Source organism: Pseudomonas sp. FeS53a (assembly GCF_000931385.1).
In the GTDB taxonomy this organism is placed as follows: Bacteria; Pseudomonadota; Gammaproteobacteria; order Pseudomonadales; family Pseudomonadaceae; genus Metapseudomonas; species Metapseudomonas otitidis.
This window is the reverse complement of the sequence record NZ_JYFT01000056.1, coordinates 177138-194110: the sequence shown is the minus strand read 5'-3', so window position 1 is coordinate 194110 and position 16973 is coordinate 177138. Positions and strand designations below refer to the sequence as shown.

General features: G+C 64.3%; 14 protein-coding genes. 10 read left to right on the top strand and 4 right to left on the bottom strand.

Annotated features, from left to right (window positions below; translation table 11 throughout):
- The first annotated feature begins 47 nt into the window (after nt 1-47).
- From SZ55_RS16715 to SZ55_RS16685, 7 genes are all read left to right on the top strand, one after another.
- Nucleotides 48-2027: a DUF1302 domain-containing protein gene (locus SZ55_RS16715; protein ID WP_044408560.1), complete on the top strand. Its 1980-nt coding sequence runs from the start codon at nt 48-50 to the stop codon at nt 2025-2027.
- A gap of 61 nt (nt 2028-2088) precedes the next feature.
- Nucleotides 2089-3456, top strand: a complete 1368-nt coding sequence (locus SZ55_RS16710) for a DUF1329 domain-containing protein (protein WP_044408558.1) — start codon at nt 2089-2091, stop codon at nt 3454-3456.
- A gap of 201 nt (nt 3457-3657) precedes the next feature.
- On the top strand, nt 3658-4743 hold the full coding sequence (locus SZ55_RS16705; protein WP_044408555.1) for a WD40/YVTN/BNR-like repeat-containing protein: 1086 nt from the start codon (nt 3658-3660) through the stop codon (nt 4741-4743).
- A gap of 18 nt (nt 4744-4761) precedes the next feature.
- Complete coding sequence (locus SZ55_RS16700) at nt 4762-7137, top strand: efflux RND transporter permease subunit (protein ID WP_044408553.1); 2376 nt, start codon at nt 4762-4764, stop codon at nt 7135-7137.
- A gap of 198 nt (nt 7138-7335) precedes the next feature.
- Complete coding sequence (locus SZ55_RS16695) at nt 7336-7869, top strand: sigma-70 family RNA polymerase sigma factor (protein ID WP_044408550.1); 534 nt, start codon at nt 7336-7338, stop codon at nt 7867-7869.
- Nucleotides 7866-8825 (top strand): FecR family protein, encoded by a 960-nt coding sequence (locus SZ55_RS16690; protein WP_044408547.1) that lies wholly within the window; start codon nt 7866-7868, stop codon nt 8823-8825. Before SZ55_RS16695 ends, SZ55_RS16690 begins: the two co-directional genes overlap by 4 nt.
- 124 nt (nt 8826-8949) lie before the next feature.
- Complete coding sequence (locus SZ55_RS16685) at nt 8950-11433, top strand: TonB-dependent receptor (protein ID WP_082078260.1); 2484 nt, start codon at nt 8950-8952, stop codon at nt 11431-11433.
- 452 nt (nt 11434-11885) lie between these two features.
- Here the strand turns inward: SZ55_RS16685 and SZ55_RS16680 are convergent, their stop codons facing one another.
- Nucleotides 11886-12566, bottom strand: a complete 681-nt coding sequence (locus SZ55_RS16680) for a type 1 glutamine amidotransferase domain-containing protein (protein WP_044408544.1) — start codon at nt 12564-12566, stop codon at nt 11886-11888.
- Between the two features lie 98 nt (nt 12567-12664).
- Nucleotides 12665-13135 (bottom strand): DUF1456 family protein, encoded by a 471-nt coding sequence (locus SZ55_RS16675; protein ID WP_044408542.1) that lies wholly within the window; start codon nt 13133-13135, stop codon nt 12665-12667.
- 82 nt (nt 13136-13217) lie between these two features.
- Between SZ55_RS16675 and SZ55_RS16670 the strand changes: the two genes are divergently transcribed.
- The gene (locus tag SZ55_RS16670) at nt 13218-13535 is read left to right on the top strand and encodes a hypothetical protein (protein ID WP_044408541.1); all 318 of its coding nucleotides are present in this window, start codon (nt 13218-13220) and stop codon (nt 13533-13535) included.
- Here the strand turns inward: SZ55_RS16670 and SZ55_RS16665 are convergent.
- Nucleotides 13532-13861 (bottom strand): low molecular weight protein tyrosine phosphatase family protein, encoded by a 330-nt coding sequence (locus SZ55_RS16665; protein WP_044408538.1) that lies wholly within the window; start codon nt 13859-13861, stop codon nt 13532-13534. The two genes, SZ55_RS16670 and SZ55_RS16665, sit on opposite strands and share 4 nt — an antisense overlap.
- On the bottom strand, nt 13858-15894 hold the full coding sequence (locus tag SZ55_RS16660; protein ID WP_044408535.1) for a S9 family peptidase: 2037 nt from the start codon (nt 15892-15894) through the stop codon (nt 13858-13860). Before SZ55_RS16660 ends, SZ55_RS16665 begins: the two co-directional genes overlap by 4 nt.
- A 99-nt stretch (nt 15895-15993) precedes the next feature.
- Between SZ55_RS16660 and SZ55_RS16655 the strand changes: the two genes are divergently transcribed.
- Together SZ55_RS16655 and SZ55_RS16650 are read left to right on the top strand one after the other, a co-directional pair.
- Nucleotides 15994-16485, top strand: coding sequence for a hypothetical protein (locus SZ55_RS16655; protein ID WP_044408532.1), 492 nt, complete (start codon nt 15994-15996; stop codon nt 16483-16485).
- A 39-nt stretch (nt 16486-16524) separates the two neighbouring features.
- Nucleotides 16525-16971 (top strand): HIT family protein, encoded by a 447-nt coding sequence (locus SZ55_RS16650; RefSeq protein WP_044408529.1) that lies wholly within the window; start codon nt 16525-16527, stop codon nt 16969-16971.
- Nucleotides 16972-16973: the final 2 nt, after the last annotated feature.

The following is a 16973-nucleotide window of genomic DNA, read 5'->3' as shown; positions in this document are numbered from 1 at the left end:
ATGACGGGAGCCATAACAAATGATCTGTCCACGGAGTAGACACCTCGATGGAACTCAAGTCCCGCAAGCCCCAATTGCGTTTCGCACCGGCCAAGGCCGGTTTCGCCCTCGCCGGCCTCCTGCCCCTGATGTGCGCCGTCCAGGCCCAGGCGGTTGAATTCAGCTTCGCCGACGACGAGATCAGCGGCTCCATCGACACCACCGTCTCCTACGGCCAACTGTGGCGCGTCCAGGGCCAGGACAAGACCAACAACGACATCAACACCAACGACGGCAACCGCAACTTCGACACCGGCCTGGTTTCCGAGGTGTACAAGATCACTTCCGACCTGGAGGCGACCTACAAGAACTACGGCGTGTTCGTCCGTGGCACCGCTTTCTATGACACCCAGATCATGGACAAGCGCAACGACTACCTGGATAACAACAGCCCGCGCCAGCCGAGCCAGAACTACCCGAACGACAGCAGCTTCACCCGCGAGACCCGCCACAAGGCCGGTCGCGATGCGCAGATCCTCGACGCCTACTTGTATGGCAACTGGGATATTGCCGATATGCCGGTCACCGGTCGTATCGGTAAGCAAGTATTCAACTGGGGCGAGGGCATCTTCTATCGCGGTGGCATCAACACCACCAACCCGGTCAACGCCGCGCAGTTCCGCCTGCCGGGTTCCGAGCTGAAGGAGGTGCTGGTGCCGGTTGAAGCCCTGAGCTTCAACATCGGCCTGACCGACAACTTGTCGATGGAGACGTTCTACCAGTTCAACTGGAAGGAAACCGCAGTCGATCCTGTGGGAACATATTTCTCTGAGACTGATCTGTTCGCTGACGGCGGGAACACTGCTTACAGCACTAACGCACGGTTGGGTGACGCTGCCTTTAGAGCAGGCTATGCAGGCCTTTCCAGCGCCCATGCAGGCGGATTGCAGGGCACTCAGTATCTGGACTCAAACGGAGTATTCAAGGTTGCCTCCATAGGAAGTGATCTGAATGCCAAGAATGATGGGCAATTTGGTGTGGCCTTCCGTTATATCGCGGAGCAACTGAACTCTACGGAGTTTGGCGCCTACTTCGTGAACTACCACGCTAAAGAACCGACGATTTATGCGGATCTCGGTGCTTACCAAGGCATTAATCTCGATACCATTACTCAAGTTGCATCTAGTGGGGCTTTCACGTCTTATTCCAGTTTGGCTGCTGCGGCCGCCGGTGCTCCTAATAACCAGACTCTCCAGAGGCTTCTGGGCCTTGTGGGTGGCGCTGCAACGGTAGACGTTGCCAACCAGGTCAATGCCCGCCGGGAATATGCGGAAGATATCCGCATGTATGGTTTCAGCTTCAATACCACGGTCGGTGACGCATCTGTCTTTGGTGAGCTGGCCTATCGTCCCAACCTGCCTATTGGCGTCGCGACCACGAACGACTTGCTGGGTGACCTGCTGCTCCAGGCCCCAGCGTTGGGTAGTGGCCGTACAGTTAATATCGGTGGTCAGAATGTTCACTTGGGCGACTCCATCCACAACTACGAGCGCGTAGAGGCCTACAACACCTCTCTGGGCACCATCTACAACTTCGGCCCGTCGATGTCGTTCGACTCGCTGATCGGTGTGGCTGAGCTGGCGTCTGAGCACCTGCGTGGCAGCAGCCTGAAGTACACCGCCTATGACGGCAGCACTCGCTACTACTCCGGTCGGGGCAACAGCTCCTACGTGTCCGGTGGTGATCGTGATGACCAAGTCAACAAGAACGCCTACGGCTATACCCTGGTGTTGTCCGGTACCTGGAACGACGTGTACGCCGGTGTGAACGTCTCCCCGTTCGTTGTCTACAAGGATGACTTCGAGGGCAACTCCTACCAGACCGGTAACTTCATCGAAGGGCGCAAGGCCTACACCCTGGGCTTGAAGGCGACCTACCTGAACAGCCTGGAAGGCGAGATCCAGTACACCGAGTTCTTCGGGGGTGGCCAGAACAACTCTGTCCGCGACCGCGACAACATCGGCGTCAACGTCAAGTACTCCTTCTAACTAGAAAAGAACGCGGGGGCCTTCATGGGCTCCCGCCGCTGAACCCTCACGGAGATTCAACATGCTGAAAAAGCTTTCGCTGATTGGCGCGGCAGTTGCGTTCGCACTGTCCGCCGGTAGCGCGCTGGCGGCAGTGTCCGCCCAGGAAGCCGCCAAGCTGGGCACCAGCCTGACCCCCTTCGGTGCCGAGAAGGCCGGTAACGCGGCCGGCACCATTCCCGAGTGGACCGGTGGCATCACCCAGGCCCCGGCCGGCTACAAGCCGGGCCAGCACCATGTCGATCCGTTCCCGGGCGACAAGCCACTGTTCACCATCACCAAGGCCAACCTGGACCAGTACAAGGCCAACCTGACCCCCGGTCAGATCGCCCTGTTCAATGCCTACCCGGACACCTTCCAGATGCCGGTCTACCCGACCCGTCGCTCTGGCTCCGCGCCGCAGTGGGTCTATGACAACACCGTCAAGAACGCCACCACCGCCAAGCTGCTGGATGGCGGCAACGGCTTTGCGGATGCCTACGGCGGCATTCCCTTCCCGATCCCGCAGAACGGCGTCGAGGCGCTGTGGAACCACATCGTTCGCTACCGCGGTTCCTACATCGTGCGTCGCGCTTCCGAAGTGGCCGTGCAGCGCAATGGCGACTACTCCCTGGTCACCTCGCAGCAGGAAGCCCTGTTCAAGTACTACAACCCGAAGGGTTCGTACGCTGACCTGAACAACATTCTGTTCTACTACCTGTCCTTCACCAAGAGCCCGGCTCGCCTGGCGGGCGGCGCCGTGCTGGTGCACGAGACCCTGGACCAGGTGAAGGAGCCGCGTCAGGCCTGGGGCTACAACGCTGGCCAGCGTCGCGTTCGCCGCGCGCCGAACCTGGCCTACGACACCCCCATCGCTGCCGCCGACGGCCTGCGTACCGCCGACGACACCGACATGTTCAACGGTGCGCCGGATCGCTACGACTGGAAGCTGGTGGGCAAGAAGGAAATCTACATCCCGTACAACAACTACAAGGTCTCCAGCCCTGAGGTTAAGTACAAGGACCTGCTCAAGCCCGGTCACCTGAACCCGGCCGTCACCCGTAACGAACTGCACCGCGTGTGGGTCGTGGAAGGCACCCTGAAGCCGGGCGCCCGCCACATCTACTCCAAGCGCACCCTGTTCCTCGACGAGGACAGCTGGCAAGCTGCCGTGGTCGACCAGTACGACGGTCGCGGTGAGCTGTGGCGTGTCTCGGTGGCCTACCTGAAGAACTACTACGACCTGCCGACCACCTGGTCCGCGCTGGACGTGTTCCATGATCTGCAGGCCCGCCGCTACCACGTGCAGAACCTCGACAACGAGGAGCCGAGCACCATCGACTTCACCCAGCCGATCCCGGACGACGGCTACTTCAAGCCGTCTGCCCTGCGTCGTCGCGGTACTCGCTGATCGATTCGCAGGACAGAAAAAGGCCGCTACTCTGGTAGCGGCCTTTTTCATTCATCAGAGGCCCTGATAAGGGCTCAATCACGCGGGTTTGGCTTAACAAAACATAACGTCCCGCCGATTGTCAGCGCTTTCCAAAGCTGGATAGCATTAGTCGCCTGCCTGAGGGGCAGGACCACCTATAACAATAAGGGGGAAAGGTGTATGAGTGAGCCCGTCATGCGGCGCACCCAGTCCGGTCGTGGCGCGCGTCATTCCGCCCAGCCGGCGTTCCGCTTCCACTCGCCGCTGGCCAAAGCGCTCTCGCTGTTCAGTGTGCTGTCCATCCTGACTTCCGCCATGGTGCCCACCGTGCATGCCGCCGAGGCAGCACCGGTCTACTCCATCGAATCACCCAAGGCCATCACCAGCCTGCTGCTGGACGTTGCCCACGCCGGCAAGCGCCTGGTTGCCGTGGGGGATCGTGGCCACATTCTCTATTCCGACGACGACGGCACGAGCTGGACCCAGGCCAAGGTGCCGACCCGGCAGATGCTGACCGCCGTCTACTTCGTCGACGACAAGAAGGGCTGGGCCGTCGGTCACGACGCGCAGATTCTCGCCAGTGAGGATGGCGGGGCGACCTGGACACTCCAGTTCGAAGACCTGCAGCGTGAAGCCCCGCTCCTGGACGTCTGGTTCAAGGACGCCAGCACCGGCTTCGCCGTTGGCTCCTACGGCGCCCTGCTGGCCACCGAAGACGGTGGCAAGAACTGGGAAGACGTCAGCGACCGCCTCGACAACGAAGACCAGTACCACATCAATGCCATTGCGGCGGTGAAGGACTCTGGCCTGTTCATCGTCGGCGAGATGGGCAGCATGTTCCGCTCCCCCGACTGGGGCCAGACCTGGGAACGCCTCGAAGGGCCCTACGAGGGCTCGCTGTTCGGCGTGTCCGGTACCGCAGAGCCCGGCGTCGTGATCGCCTACGGCCTGCGTGGCCACCTGTTCCGCTCCGCCGATTTCGGCACGACCTGGGAAACCATCCCGCTCAAGAACGCCCGTGGTGGCACCCTGGAGTTCGGTCTTTCCGGCGGCACCCTGCTCGAGGACGGCACCCTGCTGGTGGTCGGCCATGGCGGCAGCGTGTTGAAGAGCACCGATGCTGGCCGCACCTTCAGCGTGGTCAACCGCGCTGATCGTCTGTCGCTGGCCAGTGCCACGGTCGACAGCAAGGGCAACCTGATCCTGGTGGGACAGGGTGGGGCGCGTGTCGCCTCGCCGACTGGCGCCGAGCTGGGCCAACAATAACAAGGTGGGGGAGTTTCGATGAGTAACCATCACCAGGACAAGGCGACCTTCCTGGAGCGCCTGATCTTCAACAACCGGCCGGCGGTGATCGTCATCTGCCTGCTGGTCAGCATCTTCCTCTTCTGGCAGGCCACCCAGGTGCGCCCGTCCACCAGCTTCGAGAAGATGATTCCGCTGCACCACCCCTTCATCCAGAAGATGATGGAGCACCGCAACGACCTGGCGAACCTGGGCAACACCGTGCGCATCTCGGTGGAAGCCAAGGACGGGGACATCTTCAGCAAGGACTACATGGAGACCCTGCGCCAGATCCATGATGAGGTCTTCTACATTCCCGGCGTCGATCGTTCCGGTCTGAAGTCCCTGTGGAGTCCCAGCGTTCGCTGGACCGAAGTGACCGAGGAAGGCTTCGCCGGCGGCGAGGTCATCCCGCAAACCTACGACGGTTCCGCCGACAGCCTGGAAGAGCTGCGCAACAACGTGCTCAAGTCCGGCCAGATCGGCCGCCTGGTGGCCAACAACTTCAAGTCCAGCATCATCGACGTGCCGCTGCTCGAGTCCTACCCGGACCCCAACGACCAGGGCAAGCTGCTGAAGCTCGACTACCGCCAGTTCTCCCATGAGCTGGAAGAGAAGATCCGCGACAAGTACCAGGCCCAGAACCCGAACGTCCAGGTGCACATCGTCGGCTTCGCCAAGAAGGTCGGCGACCTGATCGACGGCCTGATCATGGTCGTGGCCTTCTTCGGCATCGCCTTCCTCACCACCCTGGTGCTGCTCTACTGGTTCACCTGGTGTATCCGCAGCACCATCGCCGTGCTCTCCACCACCCTGGTGGCGGTGATCTGGCAGCTGGGCCTGATGCACTCGGTGGGCTTCGGCCTCGACCCGTACTCCATGCTGGTGCCGTTCCTGATCTTCGCCATCGGCATCTCCCACGGGGTGCAGAAGATCAACGGTATCGCCCTGCAATCCAGCGACGCCGACAACGCCCTGACCGCGGCCCGGCGCACCTTCCGCCAGCTGTTCCTGCCGGGGATGATCGCCATCCTGGCTGACGCCGTGGGCTTCATCACCCTGCTGATCATCGACATCGGCGTGATCCGCGAGCTGGCCATCGGCGCTTCCATCGGCGTGGCGGTGATCGTCTTCACCAACCTGATCCTGCTGCCGGTCGCCATCTCCTATGTCGGCATCAGCAAGAAGGCCATCGACCGCAGCAAGAAGGACGCGACCCGCGAGCACCCGTTCTGGCGCCTGCTGTCCAACTTCGCGCACCCCACCGTGGCGCCCATCTCCGTGGTCATCGCCATCATGGCCTTCGGCGGCGGCCTCTGGTACGGCAAGCACCTGAAGATCGGCGACCTCGACCAGGGCGCGCCGGAGCTGCGTCCGGACTCGCGCTACAACAAGGACAACAACTTCATCATCAGCAACTACTCCACCAGCTCCGACGTGCTCGTGGTGATGGTCAAGACCAAGCCTGAAGGGTGCTCCACCCACGAGGCGCTGGCCCCCATCGACGAGCTGATGTGGACGATGGAGAACACCCAGGGCGTGCAGTCCGCCATCTCCATGGTCACCGTCTCCAAGCAGGTGATCAAAGGGATGAACGAAGGCAACCTGAAGTGGGAAACCCTCTCCCGCAACCAGGACGTGCTGAACAACTCCATCAGCCGCGCCGACGGCCTGTACAACACCGACTGCTCCCTCGCACCGGTGCTGGTGTTCCTCAACGACCACAAGGCCGAGACCCTGCAGCGCGCGGTCAAGGCGGTCCAGGGCTTCGCCCAGGAGCACAACAAGGACGGGCTGGAGTTCCTGCTCGCCGCCGGTAACGCCGGTATCGAAGCGGCCACCAACGAGGTGATCGCCCAGACCGAGCTGACCATCCTGATCCTGGTGTACATCTGCGTCGCGGCCATGTGCCTGATCACCTTCCGCTCGATCCCGGCGACCATCTGCATCGTCATCCCGCTGATCCTCACCTCGGTGCTGGGCAACGCCCTGATGGCCTTCCTCGGCATCGGCGTGAAAGTGGCGACGCTGCCGGTGGTGGCACTGGGCGTGGGTATCGGTGTCGACTACGGCATCTACATCTACAGCCGCCTGGAAAGCTTCCTGCGCGCCGGCCTGACCTTGCAGGAGGCCTACTACCAGACGCTGAAGTCCACCGGCAAAGCCGTGCTCTTCACCGGCCTGTGCCTGGCCATCGGCGTGGCGACCTGGATGTTCTCGGCGATCAAGTTCCAGGCCGACATGGGCCTGATGCTGACCTTCATGTTCATCGTCAACATGTTCGGCGCGCTCTGGCTGCTGCCGGCCTTGGCCCGCTTCCTGATCAAGCCCGAGAAGCTCGCCGGCAAGACCGGGGGCTCACTCCTCGCGCACTGATCGGTGCTCTTCGAAAACCGCGGCCTCGGCCGCGGTTTTTCGTTTCTGGGTGCTGGCCTTGACGCCGGAAAAAGTCTGACATCTAATGATATGCATTCTCATTTGTTGCTTCCCGTTATCTGTCAGCCTTGAGCGGGCGGGAAGCACCTTCAGTCGGGGGTGTCGTGAAGTCAGGTCTGGCCGGTGGGAAAGCCCGCCGTGGATGAGCAGTTCCGTGGCACCGTCTCGGGCGCCTACCGGGCCTTCCATGCCGAACTGCTGAAGTTCCTCGGCAAGCGCCTGGGCAGCCAGGCCGATGCGGCCGATCTCGCCCAGGACGCCTTCGCCCAGTGGCTGGGCTCCCGCGATCGCGCCCGCGTGGCGCAGCCCCGCGCCTTCCTGTTCCAGATCGCTCGCAACCTCCTGCGCGACCACTGGCGACGCCAGCAGGTGAGGGGAGGGATGGAGCCGGCCCCTGTCGAGCACGATGAGGCGCTGTTCGAGCATGCCGCCCCAGGCCCCCAGGACAAGGCCGAGCAACACCAGCGCTTGCATCACCTGGCCCGGGCGCTGGATGATCTGCCGCCGCGCCGGCGAGAGGCCTTCGTCCTGCACAAGTTCGACGGGCTCTCCCAGGCCGAAGTCGCCGAGCGCATGGGGATTTCCCTCAGCATGGTGGAGAAGCACGTCGCCTGTGCCCTCCTGCATTGCAGGCAGCGCCTGCTCGATGCGGGACAGGAGGACGTGCCATGAACGAGAACACGTGGATGGAAGCACGCCCCTCGATCGACGAGCAGGCCGCGACCTGGCAGGCGCGGCGCTCAGGTAGCCAGTTCAGCACGCGGGACGAAGCCGAGTTGCAGGCCTGGCTGGCCGCCAGCCCTGCGCATGCCCGCGCCTTTTCCGAGATGCAGCAGATCTGGGCAGAACTCGATCGCGTACCGCGCCCGAGCCTGTCAGCACCGGTGGTGCCCCTGCGCCCGCGACGCTGGCGCCTGCCCCTGGCTGCCGCTGCGTCCTTGCTGGTGGCCTGCGCCCTGGTGCTGGTCTCCCGGGGTGGGCCCGAGGTAGACGAGACCTTCGCCAGCCCCCTTAGCGCCACGCAGCAGGTGACCCTGGCCGACGGCACCCGCATCGACCTCAACCGTGCCACGCGCCTGCGCGTTCGCCTGTATGACGACCACCGTGAGGTGGACCTGCTGGAAGGCGAAGCCTTCTTCGCCGTTGCCCGTGATGAAACCCGTCCCTTCGATGTCACCGCCGGAGACGGGCGGGTGCGGGTACTGGGCACCCGCTTCAGCGTGAGACGCGGCGAGCAGCGGCTCGATGTGGCAGTGGAGAGTGGTCACGTGGCCGTCGAGCCGCATCCAGGAACGGCGCAGCCGCTGGAACTGCTGGCAGGAGACAGCCTCGACTACGACTACCGCACCGCCACCCTCGAACAAGGCCACCGCCGGCCTGAGGAGATCGCCAGCTGGCGCAGAGGGCAGCTGGTCTTCCGGGACCGCCCCCTCGCGCAGCTGCTCGACGAGGTGTCGCGCTATCGCTCGGCCCCGGTGGGCCTGGCGGACCCGAGACTGGCCCAGCGGCGTGTCTCCGGCAGCCTCAACCTCGCCAACCCGGATGCCTTCCTCGCTGCCTTGCCGCAGTTGCTGCCGGTCCAGGTCGAGTACCTGGCGGATGGGCGGGCGTTGATCCATCCGCGCTGAAGGCCTAGCTCGCTACAAATAAAAATATTTTTCATTCGCATATGTGGGTTTTTCTCGTCTGTGCGTCTTCCTCCCGGTAACCGCCAGTTGCCGTGGCGGTCCTGCAGCACAAGGGGAGACCTGCATGAACACCCGTACCACCCGCTTCGTCCTGCGCCGGCTCGTTGCCGGCAGCGCCCTGGCGACCTGGCTGGCCAGCGCCTCGGCACTGGCCCAGGACCACGACTTCGACCTGCCGGCCCAACCCATGGCCAGCGCCCTGACCAGCCTTGCCCAGCAGGGGCAACTGCAGGTGCTGTTCGATGAAGCCCAGCTGCGCGATGTGCGTGCGCCGGCGTTGAAGGGGCGCTACAGCCCGCGTCTGGCCCTGGAGCGGTTGCTCTCGGGGACGGGGCTGGAGCTGGTGGAAGCGGGGGATGGGTTCGTGGTACGGCGCTTGCCGGGAAACGATCAGGCACCTGCTAATGACAATGTCCTCAACCTGGGCAGCACCAGCATCATGGGGGATGCCATCGACAGCAGCACTGTGGGGCGCTCGGTGCTGACCCAGGAAGACATCGACCGCAAGCAGGCCGACAACATTGGCGAACTATTGGATACGTTGCCTGGGGTCAGCTCCAGCGGCTCGCCCAGGCCGGGTGGGCAAACCCTGAATATCTGGGGCATGGGGGATGTCGAGGACGTCAAGGTGATCCTCGATGGGGCCCCAAAGGGCTTCGAGAAGTATCGCCAGGGCTCGGTGTTCATCGAGCCGGAGCTGATCAAGAACGTCGAGGTCGACAAGGGGCCCCACAGTACGCTCTACGGCAATGGCGGCTTCGGCGGGGTGATCAAGGTGGACACCAAGGACCCTGCCGACCTGCTGCAGGAGGGGCGTGACGTCGGGGCTTTCATCAAGTACGGCTACCACACCAACGACCGCCAGGAGATATACAGCGGGGCCGTCTACGGCCAGACCGAAGATAAGATGCTCGACAGCCTGCTGTTCATGAACTGGCGTGACGGTGGGAATATCAAGCGTCCCGATGGCACGCGCTTCGTGTACTCCGAGAATCAGCTTGATGCCTTTCTGTTCAAGAGCAACCTGCGCCTCAACGAAGAGCATGTGCTCACCCTTTCTGCGATGCAGTCCGGAAGCCAGGCCTGGGAGCCGTTCGCAGCCAAGCGCGATGAAATGGCCGCACCCACGGCGGCCGAGATCGCTCGCTACGGGTTGGATGGTGCGTGGAAGCGCAAGCTGGTCTACCGCGACCAGGACGATGAGAACTACTCCCTCAAATGGAACTACGCACCACTCGACAACCCCTGGATCAACGTCACAGCCAGCTACGCCTATTCCAAGACCGATCAGCATGACAAGCGACCGGACAACGCCACACCCGGATTTGCAGCGTCGTTGGGCAATGAAAGCTGGGTCAACTACACCGATCGCCTGGCGGAGTTGAAGAACGAAAGTCGGTTCGATACGGGGCCGTTTGCTCATGTCGCAACGGTGGGTGTGCAGTGGCATGGGCATGAGCGCGATACGCTGATGAAGGACCTCAGCAAGACTCGTGATGCAGCCTACAACTTCGGCTTGTACCAGCCTTATTACATGCCCTCTGGTGAGCAGGAGACGCGGAGTGGCTTCCTGCAGGATGCGATCACTATCGGCTCGGTGACCATTACACCTGCTCTGCGCTACGACCAGGTAATCAGCAAGGGGGAGCCTAGCTTGGCACCTCGCTTCAATAATCCTGATCCGAAGGTTGGGCATGACTACAGTCAGGTCCGCTATACCGGTTGGTCGCCGAGGTTAGGCGTCTTCTGGACCGCAACGGAGAACCTGGCACTGTTCGCCGACTACAGCAAAACCTGGCGTGCGCCTCTGATCGACGAATTGTATGAAGTGCAGAGTGCGATCAGCAGTGTCCCGGGTACGAGTCGTAACCTTGATCCCGAGCGCATCACGGGTATTCGCCTGGGCAGCATCTTCAACGTGGACCGGCTGCTTGTTGACAGCGACAGCCTGCAGATACGCACCACTCTGTTCCGTAACCGTGGCAAGGATGAAATCTTCAAGCGGACCGGGGTCTATTGCGCCGAGAAGCTCAGTAGCAGCGCCGACTGTCCGGGTACCCTCACCAACAACCGCAACCTGCCGGGCTACACCATTGAGGGGCTGGAGGTCGAATCGTTCTACGATAGCGCCCGGGTGTTTGGCAGTCTCTCGGTCTCTTACATCCGCGGCCAGCGCGACGCCTCTCCATCTAACCCGTGGGGCTCTGAAACATGGATCGCGGAAATTCCTCCGCGCAAGGCAGTGGCTACGTTGGGGGTGAAGGTGCCTGAAGCAGATCTTGCGTTGGGATGGACCGGCAACTTCGTGCGTAAGCAGGACCGATCGCCAGCGGACGACGATCCCCGGGCCGCGCTCTGGAGTCTGCCGGAAAGCCAGGGGTACGCCCTGCATGGTGTGTTCGCCAGTTGGAAGCCCCGCTTTGCCAAGGGCTTCGAAGCGAGGTTGGCAGTCGATAACCTGTTCAATCGTGAGTACTACCCCTACCTTGGCGAAGCCGTCTCGGGAGTGGGGCGGAACGTAAAATTGAGTGTTTCGCAGTTCTTCTGAAAACACAGGGCATCGGCAACGACGAGTTGACTGGGATGCGTTCAGAACTCTGAGGTGGCTCTGGCTTGTGTAGGTGATGTGGCTACGGGCCTACCGCTGTCCATCTCATCCATGAGTCGCCTGGATGCGGCGGGCTGAAGCCCACCCTACGGCCTGTCCCTTCGTGCATTCCGCAGGAGATCCCATGTCAATTTGCTGTGGCGACGCGAGGTCAGATAGGGCTTCTGATTTCTCATGACGGCAAAGGTGATCCGTGCCAGGACGTAGGGTGGAGTGCGCTTCATCGGTCCACCATGTGGGCTCTCGGCGAACGTCATTGGTGGATGGAAAAAGCGCCATCCACCCGACGCCCCCGACCGAAGACACGCTGGTCTGTAGGAGCGAGGTCTGCTCGCAAAGTGCTTGAGATCCGCCCGGACGAGGTGGCTGAAGCCAGCTCACCGGGCGTGACTTCACTCCCCGAGCAACTGCAACAACGCGGCGGCGGTGGGCTCCGAGGAGGCCGGGTTCTGTCCGGTGATCAGGTGGCCGTCGGCGACCACATGGGGTTGCCAGTCGGCCACCTTGGAGTAGTGGGCGCCGAGGTCGCGGAGCATGTCCTCCACCAGGAAGGGCACCACCTCGGTGAGGCCCACCGCCGCTTCCTCGGAGTTGGAGAAGCCGGTCACCGCGCATCCCTGCACCAGCGGGTTGCCATCGGCGGCGCGGGCATTCTTCAGCACGGCAGGGGCGTGGCACACCGCCGCCACCGGCTTGCCGGCGTTGTGCAGGTCTTCGATCAGGCGGATGGAGAAGGGATCGTCCACCAGGTCCCACAGCGGGCCATGGCCGCCGGGGTAGAAGAGGGCGTCGTAGTCGGCCGAGACCAGTCCCGCCAGCGGCAGGGTGTTGGCCAGCGCCTGCTGGGCCTGCGGGTCGCTGCGGAAGCGGTGGGTGGCTTCGGTCTGCGCGGCCGGGTCGTCGCTCTTCGGATCCAGCGGCGGTTGGCCGCCCCGGGGAGAGGCCAGCACCACCTCGGCGCCGGCATCACGGAAGGCGAAATAGGGCGCGGCGAACTCTTCCAGCCAGAAGCCGGTCGGCTGGCCGGTATCGCCCAGGCGGTCATGCGAGGTCAGCACCATGAGGATTTTCATCGGCTACTCCTTAGAGGTCATCGAGGGGTGTGACTGGCGCCGTTACGGCAAGGTTCCGGTGGCCGGCCGATGAATTCTAGACGCGCCGATGCAGGTTCTCAGCCCTGTGTAGGTCGCCGTCGGGCGGTGAGGCCGCGGAGGAAGTTGCGCAGCACCTGGTCGCCGCAGGGGCGGTAGTTCTTGTGGTCCTTCTTGCGGAACAGCGCCCCCACCTCGGCACGGGTCATGGGCAGGTCGGCTTCGCGGAGGATGTCGAGGATGTCGTCCTCGCGCAGCTCCAGGGCCACGCGCAACTTCTTCAGCACCTGGTTGTTGCTCATCGGCAGTTCGAGGGGGAAGGGCGGGCGGCTCTCGTCCTTGCCGCGCATGGCGTAGACCAGCCCGTCGAGAAAGCCGGCCAGGCGCCGGTCGCTGCAGGCGTGGTAGCCCTCCTCATCTTCGCGGGCCAGCCAGGCTGCCACTTCCTGCAGGCTCACTTCCTGGTCGGCCAGGCCGATGATCTCCACCACCCGGGCGTCGCTGATGTCCAGCAGGTAGCGCAGGCTGCGCAGTATGTCGTTGTTGGTCATGGGGCATTCCGTCGGAGTGGTCGGGCAGCCGTGAGCTGGCCGTTAGACTGGGGGCGTCGATGCCGAAAGGCAGGAGGTCCAGATGAAGCGCGCCATTGTGCTCGCATTTTCCGCGCTGGTCGCGATCAGTTGCGCCGCCCAGGCCCAGCAGCCGCCCTTGTTGCGCTCGCCCGGCACGCCGGCACCCGGTTCGCCCGGTACCGCCACGCCGCAGCCCTATTCCCAGCCCAGTCCGCCGAGCTTTCCGTCTGCCGCCCCGCCGGGCAGCCCGCCGTTGCTGGTGAACCCGCCGACCACGCGCCAGGCAGACCCGCGTGATGAACGCATCCCGCTGCTGCAGGAACAGCTCGACCGCAACAGCAAGGGGCTGGGCAACGGCGAGAAGAAGCCGGCGCCCTAGCGCAGCAGCGGCGGTACCCGGGCCTGGAGCAGCGCCACCAGGGCCGGGTCCATGTAGTCGTACTCGTCGGGGATATCCAGGCTGACCACGCGCTTGCCCTTGAGCGCGGCGGGGAAGCGTGCGGCCAGCTTGCGCCGATGGCTGCTCTCCATCACCAGGATCAGGTCCGCCCAGGCCAGGGCCTCGGGCGTTACCGGGGTCTCCGCTTCGGCCTTGAGGCCGGCCGAGTCGGTTTCCACGCCGAGCCAGCTGGCGAACAGCTGCTCGGCGGTGGGGCTGCGCAGCCGATTCTGGCCGCAGATGAACAGCAGGCGCTGGACCTTCACGCAGCAGCCAGCCCCAGCACCTTGAACAGGAAGGCGTATTCCAGGGCAACGTCGCGCAGCGCCTGGTAGCGCCCGCTCATGCCGCCGTGGCCGGCACCGAGGTCGGTCTTGAGCAGCAGCAGGTGGTCGTCGGTGCGGGTCGCCCGCAGCTTCGCCACCCATTTGGCAGCTTCCCAGTACTGCACCCGCGAGTCGTTGTAGCCGGCCACCACCAGCAGCGCCGGGTAGGCCTGGGGCTTCACATTCTCGTAGGGGGCATAGCTGCGGATGCGCTCGAACACCTCGGGCTGGTTCGGGTCGCCCCACTCGTCGTACTCGGTGACGGTGAGCGGCAGGTCGGGGTTCTGCATGGTGTTGAGCACGTCGACGAAGGGCACTTCGGCGATGGCCGCTGCGAACAGCTCCGGACGCTGGTTGAGCACGGCGCCGATCAGCAGTCCGCCGGCGCTGCCGCCGCTGATGACCATCTGTTCGCGGGTCGTCAGGCCCTCCGCCAGTAGGTGCTCGGCGCAGGCGATGAAGTCGCCGAAGGTGTTGGCCTTGTGCTCCAGCTTGCCGGCGCGGTACCAGGCTTCGCCCAGCTCACCGCCGCCGCGTACGTGGGCGATGGCGAAGACGAAGCCACGGTCCAGCAGGCTCAGGCGGGCATGGGAGAACCAGGGGTCGAGGCTCGCGCCGTAGGCGCCGTAGCCATAGAGGTAGAGCGGCGCCGGGCGGCCCAGGGTTTCGCGGCGGGCGACCAGGCTGATGGGGATGCGCGTGCCATCCGCTGCCGTTGCCCAGAGGCGCTGGCTGACGTAGGCATCGGCGTCGAACGGGCCTTCCACCGGCGTCTGCTTGAGCACCTGCTGCTCGCCGTCGGCCAGGCGCAGTTCGCGGACCTGGGCGGGGCGGTTGAGGGCTTCGTAGCGCAGGCGGATCACCGGGCTGTCGAACTCCAGGCTGTCCTGCACGTAGAGGCTGTAGGCCGCATCCGGCAGTTGCACGCGGTAGGCGGTGCCGCCGGCAGGGTGCACTTCGATCACCGGCAGGCCGCCTTCGCGCAGGCTGAGGGTGAGGGCGCTGCTGTTGAGGCTGAGGTCCTCCAGCATGCGCTCCGGATCGTGAGGGATACGCTCCTGCCAGTGCTCGCGGCTCGGGTCCGCCTCCTCCGCCAGGTAGAGGGCGAAGTTGATGCCGGCCTGGTTGCTGCGGATCAGCCAGCACCAGCGTCCGTCGACCTGGCCGTGGTCGACGTAGTACTCGTGACCTTCCTCGCGGGGGGCGATGCAACGGAAGTCGGCATCGGGCGTTCCGGCGTCCAGCACCCAGGTTTCGCTGGTGGTCTTGCTGGACAGGTCCAGCAGCAACTGGCGCTCGGAGCTGGCTCGGTGGCAGCCGAGGAAGAAGCGTCCGTCCGGTTCCTCGAAGACCTGTTCAGCATGGGCCTCGCCCAGGCGGTAACGGTGCAGGCGGAAGGGGCGGTGGGTCTCGTCCAGCTCGCCGAAGAACAGCGTGCGGCTGTCGTTGGCCCAGGTCATGCTGCCGTCGCAGTCCTCGAAGGGGAGGGCATGCAGGGTGCCGTCCACGAGGTCGCGGACGAACAACTGGTAGACCTCGTCGCCGCTGGTATCGAGGCTGTAGGCCAGCAGGCGGTGGTCAGGACTGACGCTGAAGGCGCCGACCGAGAGGAAGCCGCCGTCCGCCAGCGCGTTCGGGTCCAGCAGCAACTGCTCGGTGGCCGGGTCGATGTCCAGCGAGCCGTCCTGTGGGCGCGCGCAGCGGTAGTGGCGCGGGTATTCATCGCCGGCGGTGGTGCGCTGGTAATAAAGGTAGGGGCCCCAGGGCGTGGCAAGGGACAGGTCGGTCTCGCGGATGCGGCCGCGGATTTCCTGGAACAGGCGCTCGCGCAGGTCGGCCTGGTCGGCCAGTTGCTCGTCCAGCCAGGCGTTCTCGGCCTTCAGGTAATCCAGCACCTCGGGAGCGTCGCGTTCTTCCAGCCAGCGGTAGGGATCGGCGCCATCCTGGGCTCGGGCGATGGGGGCGTGTGACATGAGGTCCTCTCGGGTGCGGCGGGCGACGGCGGGGGGACGCCGGAGCGGGGAAAAGTCGCTATCATAAGCGCCCCTTTGCCCGCCATGCCACGGAAGCCAATGAACGAACACGACTACCTACTTGCCTGGGGTGCCTACGCCGTGGCGGCCCTCGGCTGCCTGCTGGTGTGCTTCCGTGCGACCGGCTGGATGTGGCGCTGGCTGCGCGAGCCGGTGCGCCTGGTAGTGGCGGTGCTGCTGCTGACCCCGACGCCGGTGGACCCGGGTCGCGACCTGTACGCCCCCGCCGTAGCGGTGACGGCGCTGGACATGGTGTTCAAGGTGGGCAACAACGCCTGGAAGGCGGTCTCCGACCTGGCCATGTACGGCATGATCGGCTTCGTGCTGTACCTGGTCTTCGTGGCCATCCGTTGGCCCATCGAGCGGGCGATCAAGGCTCGCCGTGCGGCCCGCGAGCGGCCGGCCGAGGAGCCCGTGGACGATGAGGAGCCCACCCTGCGCCAGTTGATGGAGCGCGAAGGGGATGCCCGCTTCGACACCCGCACCGATGCCCGTGGCGACCGCCGCCTGCGGATCGAACCGCGCCTCTAGCCACGCAGCAGGACCCTTTCATTCGCCAGGGAGTGCCCGATGGATTGCGTGTTCTGCGCCATCGCCGGTGGCCATGCGCCGGCTCATGTGCTGCACGAGGAAGCGGATTTCCTGGTGCTGCTGGATATCTTCCCCCTGCGCCCGGCCCACGTCCTGGTGGTCGCCCGGCAGCATGCGCCGTATCTCCATGACCTGCCCGAGAGCGCCCGCACGCGCCTGCTGCCCCTGGCCGATGAGCTGATGGCGGCGATGCGCCGGGCTGGCCTTGGCGAACAGGGCATCAACATGCTGGTGAACGACGGGCCGGATGCGAACCAGCACGTGCCCCACCTGCACCTCCACCTGATTCCAAGACGTCGGGGTGACCTGGCGGGCCTGTTGTGGCGGGCGCTGACCCGTTTCCTGCCCCTGGGGCGCACTGCGCTCCAGGGGCGCCTGGAACGGGAAGCCGACCTGTTGCGGCGGGCCATGAAACGAGAGCCTTGATC

Coding starts and splice junctions, on each gene's coding strand:
- SZ55_RS16715 (WP_044408560.1), top strand. CDS start 48: ATGGAACTCAAGTCCCGCAAGCCCCAATTGCGTTTCGCACCGGCCAAG.
- SZ55_RS16710 (WP_044408558.1), top strand. CDS start 2,089: ATGCTGAAAAAGCTTTCGCTGATTGGCGCGGCAGTTGCGTTCGCACTG.
- SZ55_RS16705 (WP_044408555.1), top strand. CDS start 3,658: ATGAGTGAGCCCGTCATGCGGCGCACCCAGTCCGGTCGTGGCGCGCGT.
- SZ55_RS16700 (WP_044408553.1), top strand. CDS start 4,762: ATGAGTAACCATCACCAGGACAAGGCGACCTTCCTGGAGCGCCTGATC.
- SZ55_RS16690 (WP_044408547.1), top strand. CDS start 7,866: ATGAACGAGAACACGTGGATGGAAGCACGCCCCTCGATCGACGAGCAG.
- SZ55_RS16685 (WP_082078260.1), top strand. CDS start 8,950: ATGAACACCCGTACCACCCGCTTCGTCCTGCGCCGGCTCGTTGCCGGC.
- SZ55_RS16680 (WP_044408544.1), bottom strand. CDS start 12,566: ATGAAAATCCTCATGGTGCTGACCTCGCATGACCGCCTGGGCGATACC.
- SZ55_RS16675 (WP_044408542.1), bottom strand. CDS start 13,135: ATGACCAACAACGACATACTGCGCAGCCTGCGCTACCTGCTGGACATC.
- SZ55_RS16670 (WP_044408541.1), top strand. CDS start 13,218: ATGAAGCGCGCCATTGTGCTCGCATTTTCCGCGCTGGTCGCGATCAGT.
- SZ55_RS16660 (WP_044408535.1), bottom strand. CDS start 15,894: ATGTCACACGCCCCCATCGCCCGAGCCCAGGATGGCGCCGATCCCTAC.
- SZ55_RS16655 (WP_044408532.1), top strand. CDS start 15,994: ATGAACGAACACGACTACCTACTTGCCTGGGGTGCCTACGCCGTGGCG.
- SZ55_RS16650 (WP_044408529.1), top strand. CDS start 16,525: ATGGATTGCGTGTTCTGCGCCATCGCCGGTGGCCATGCGCCGGCTCAT.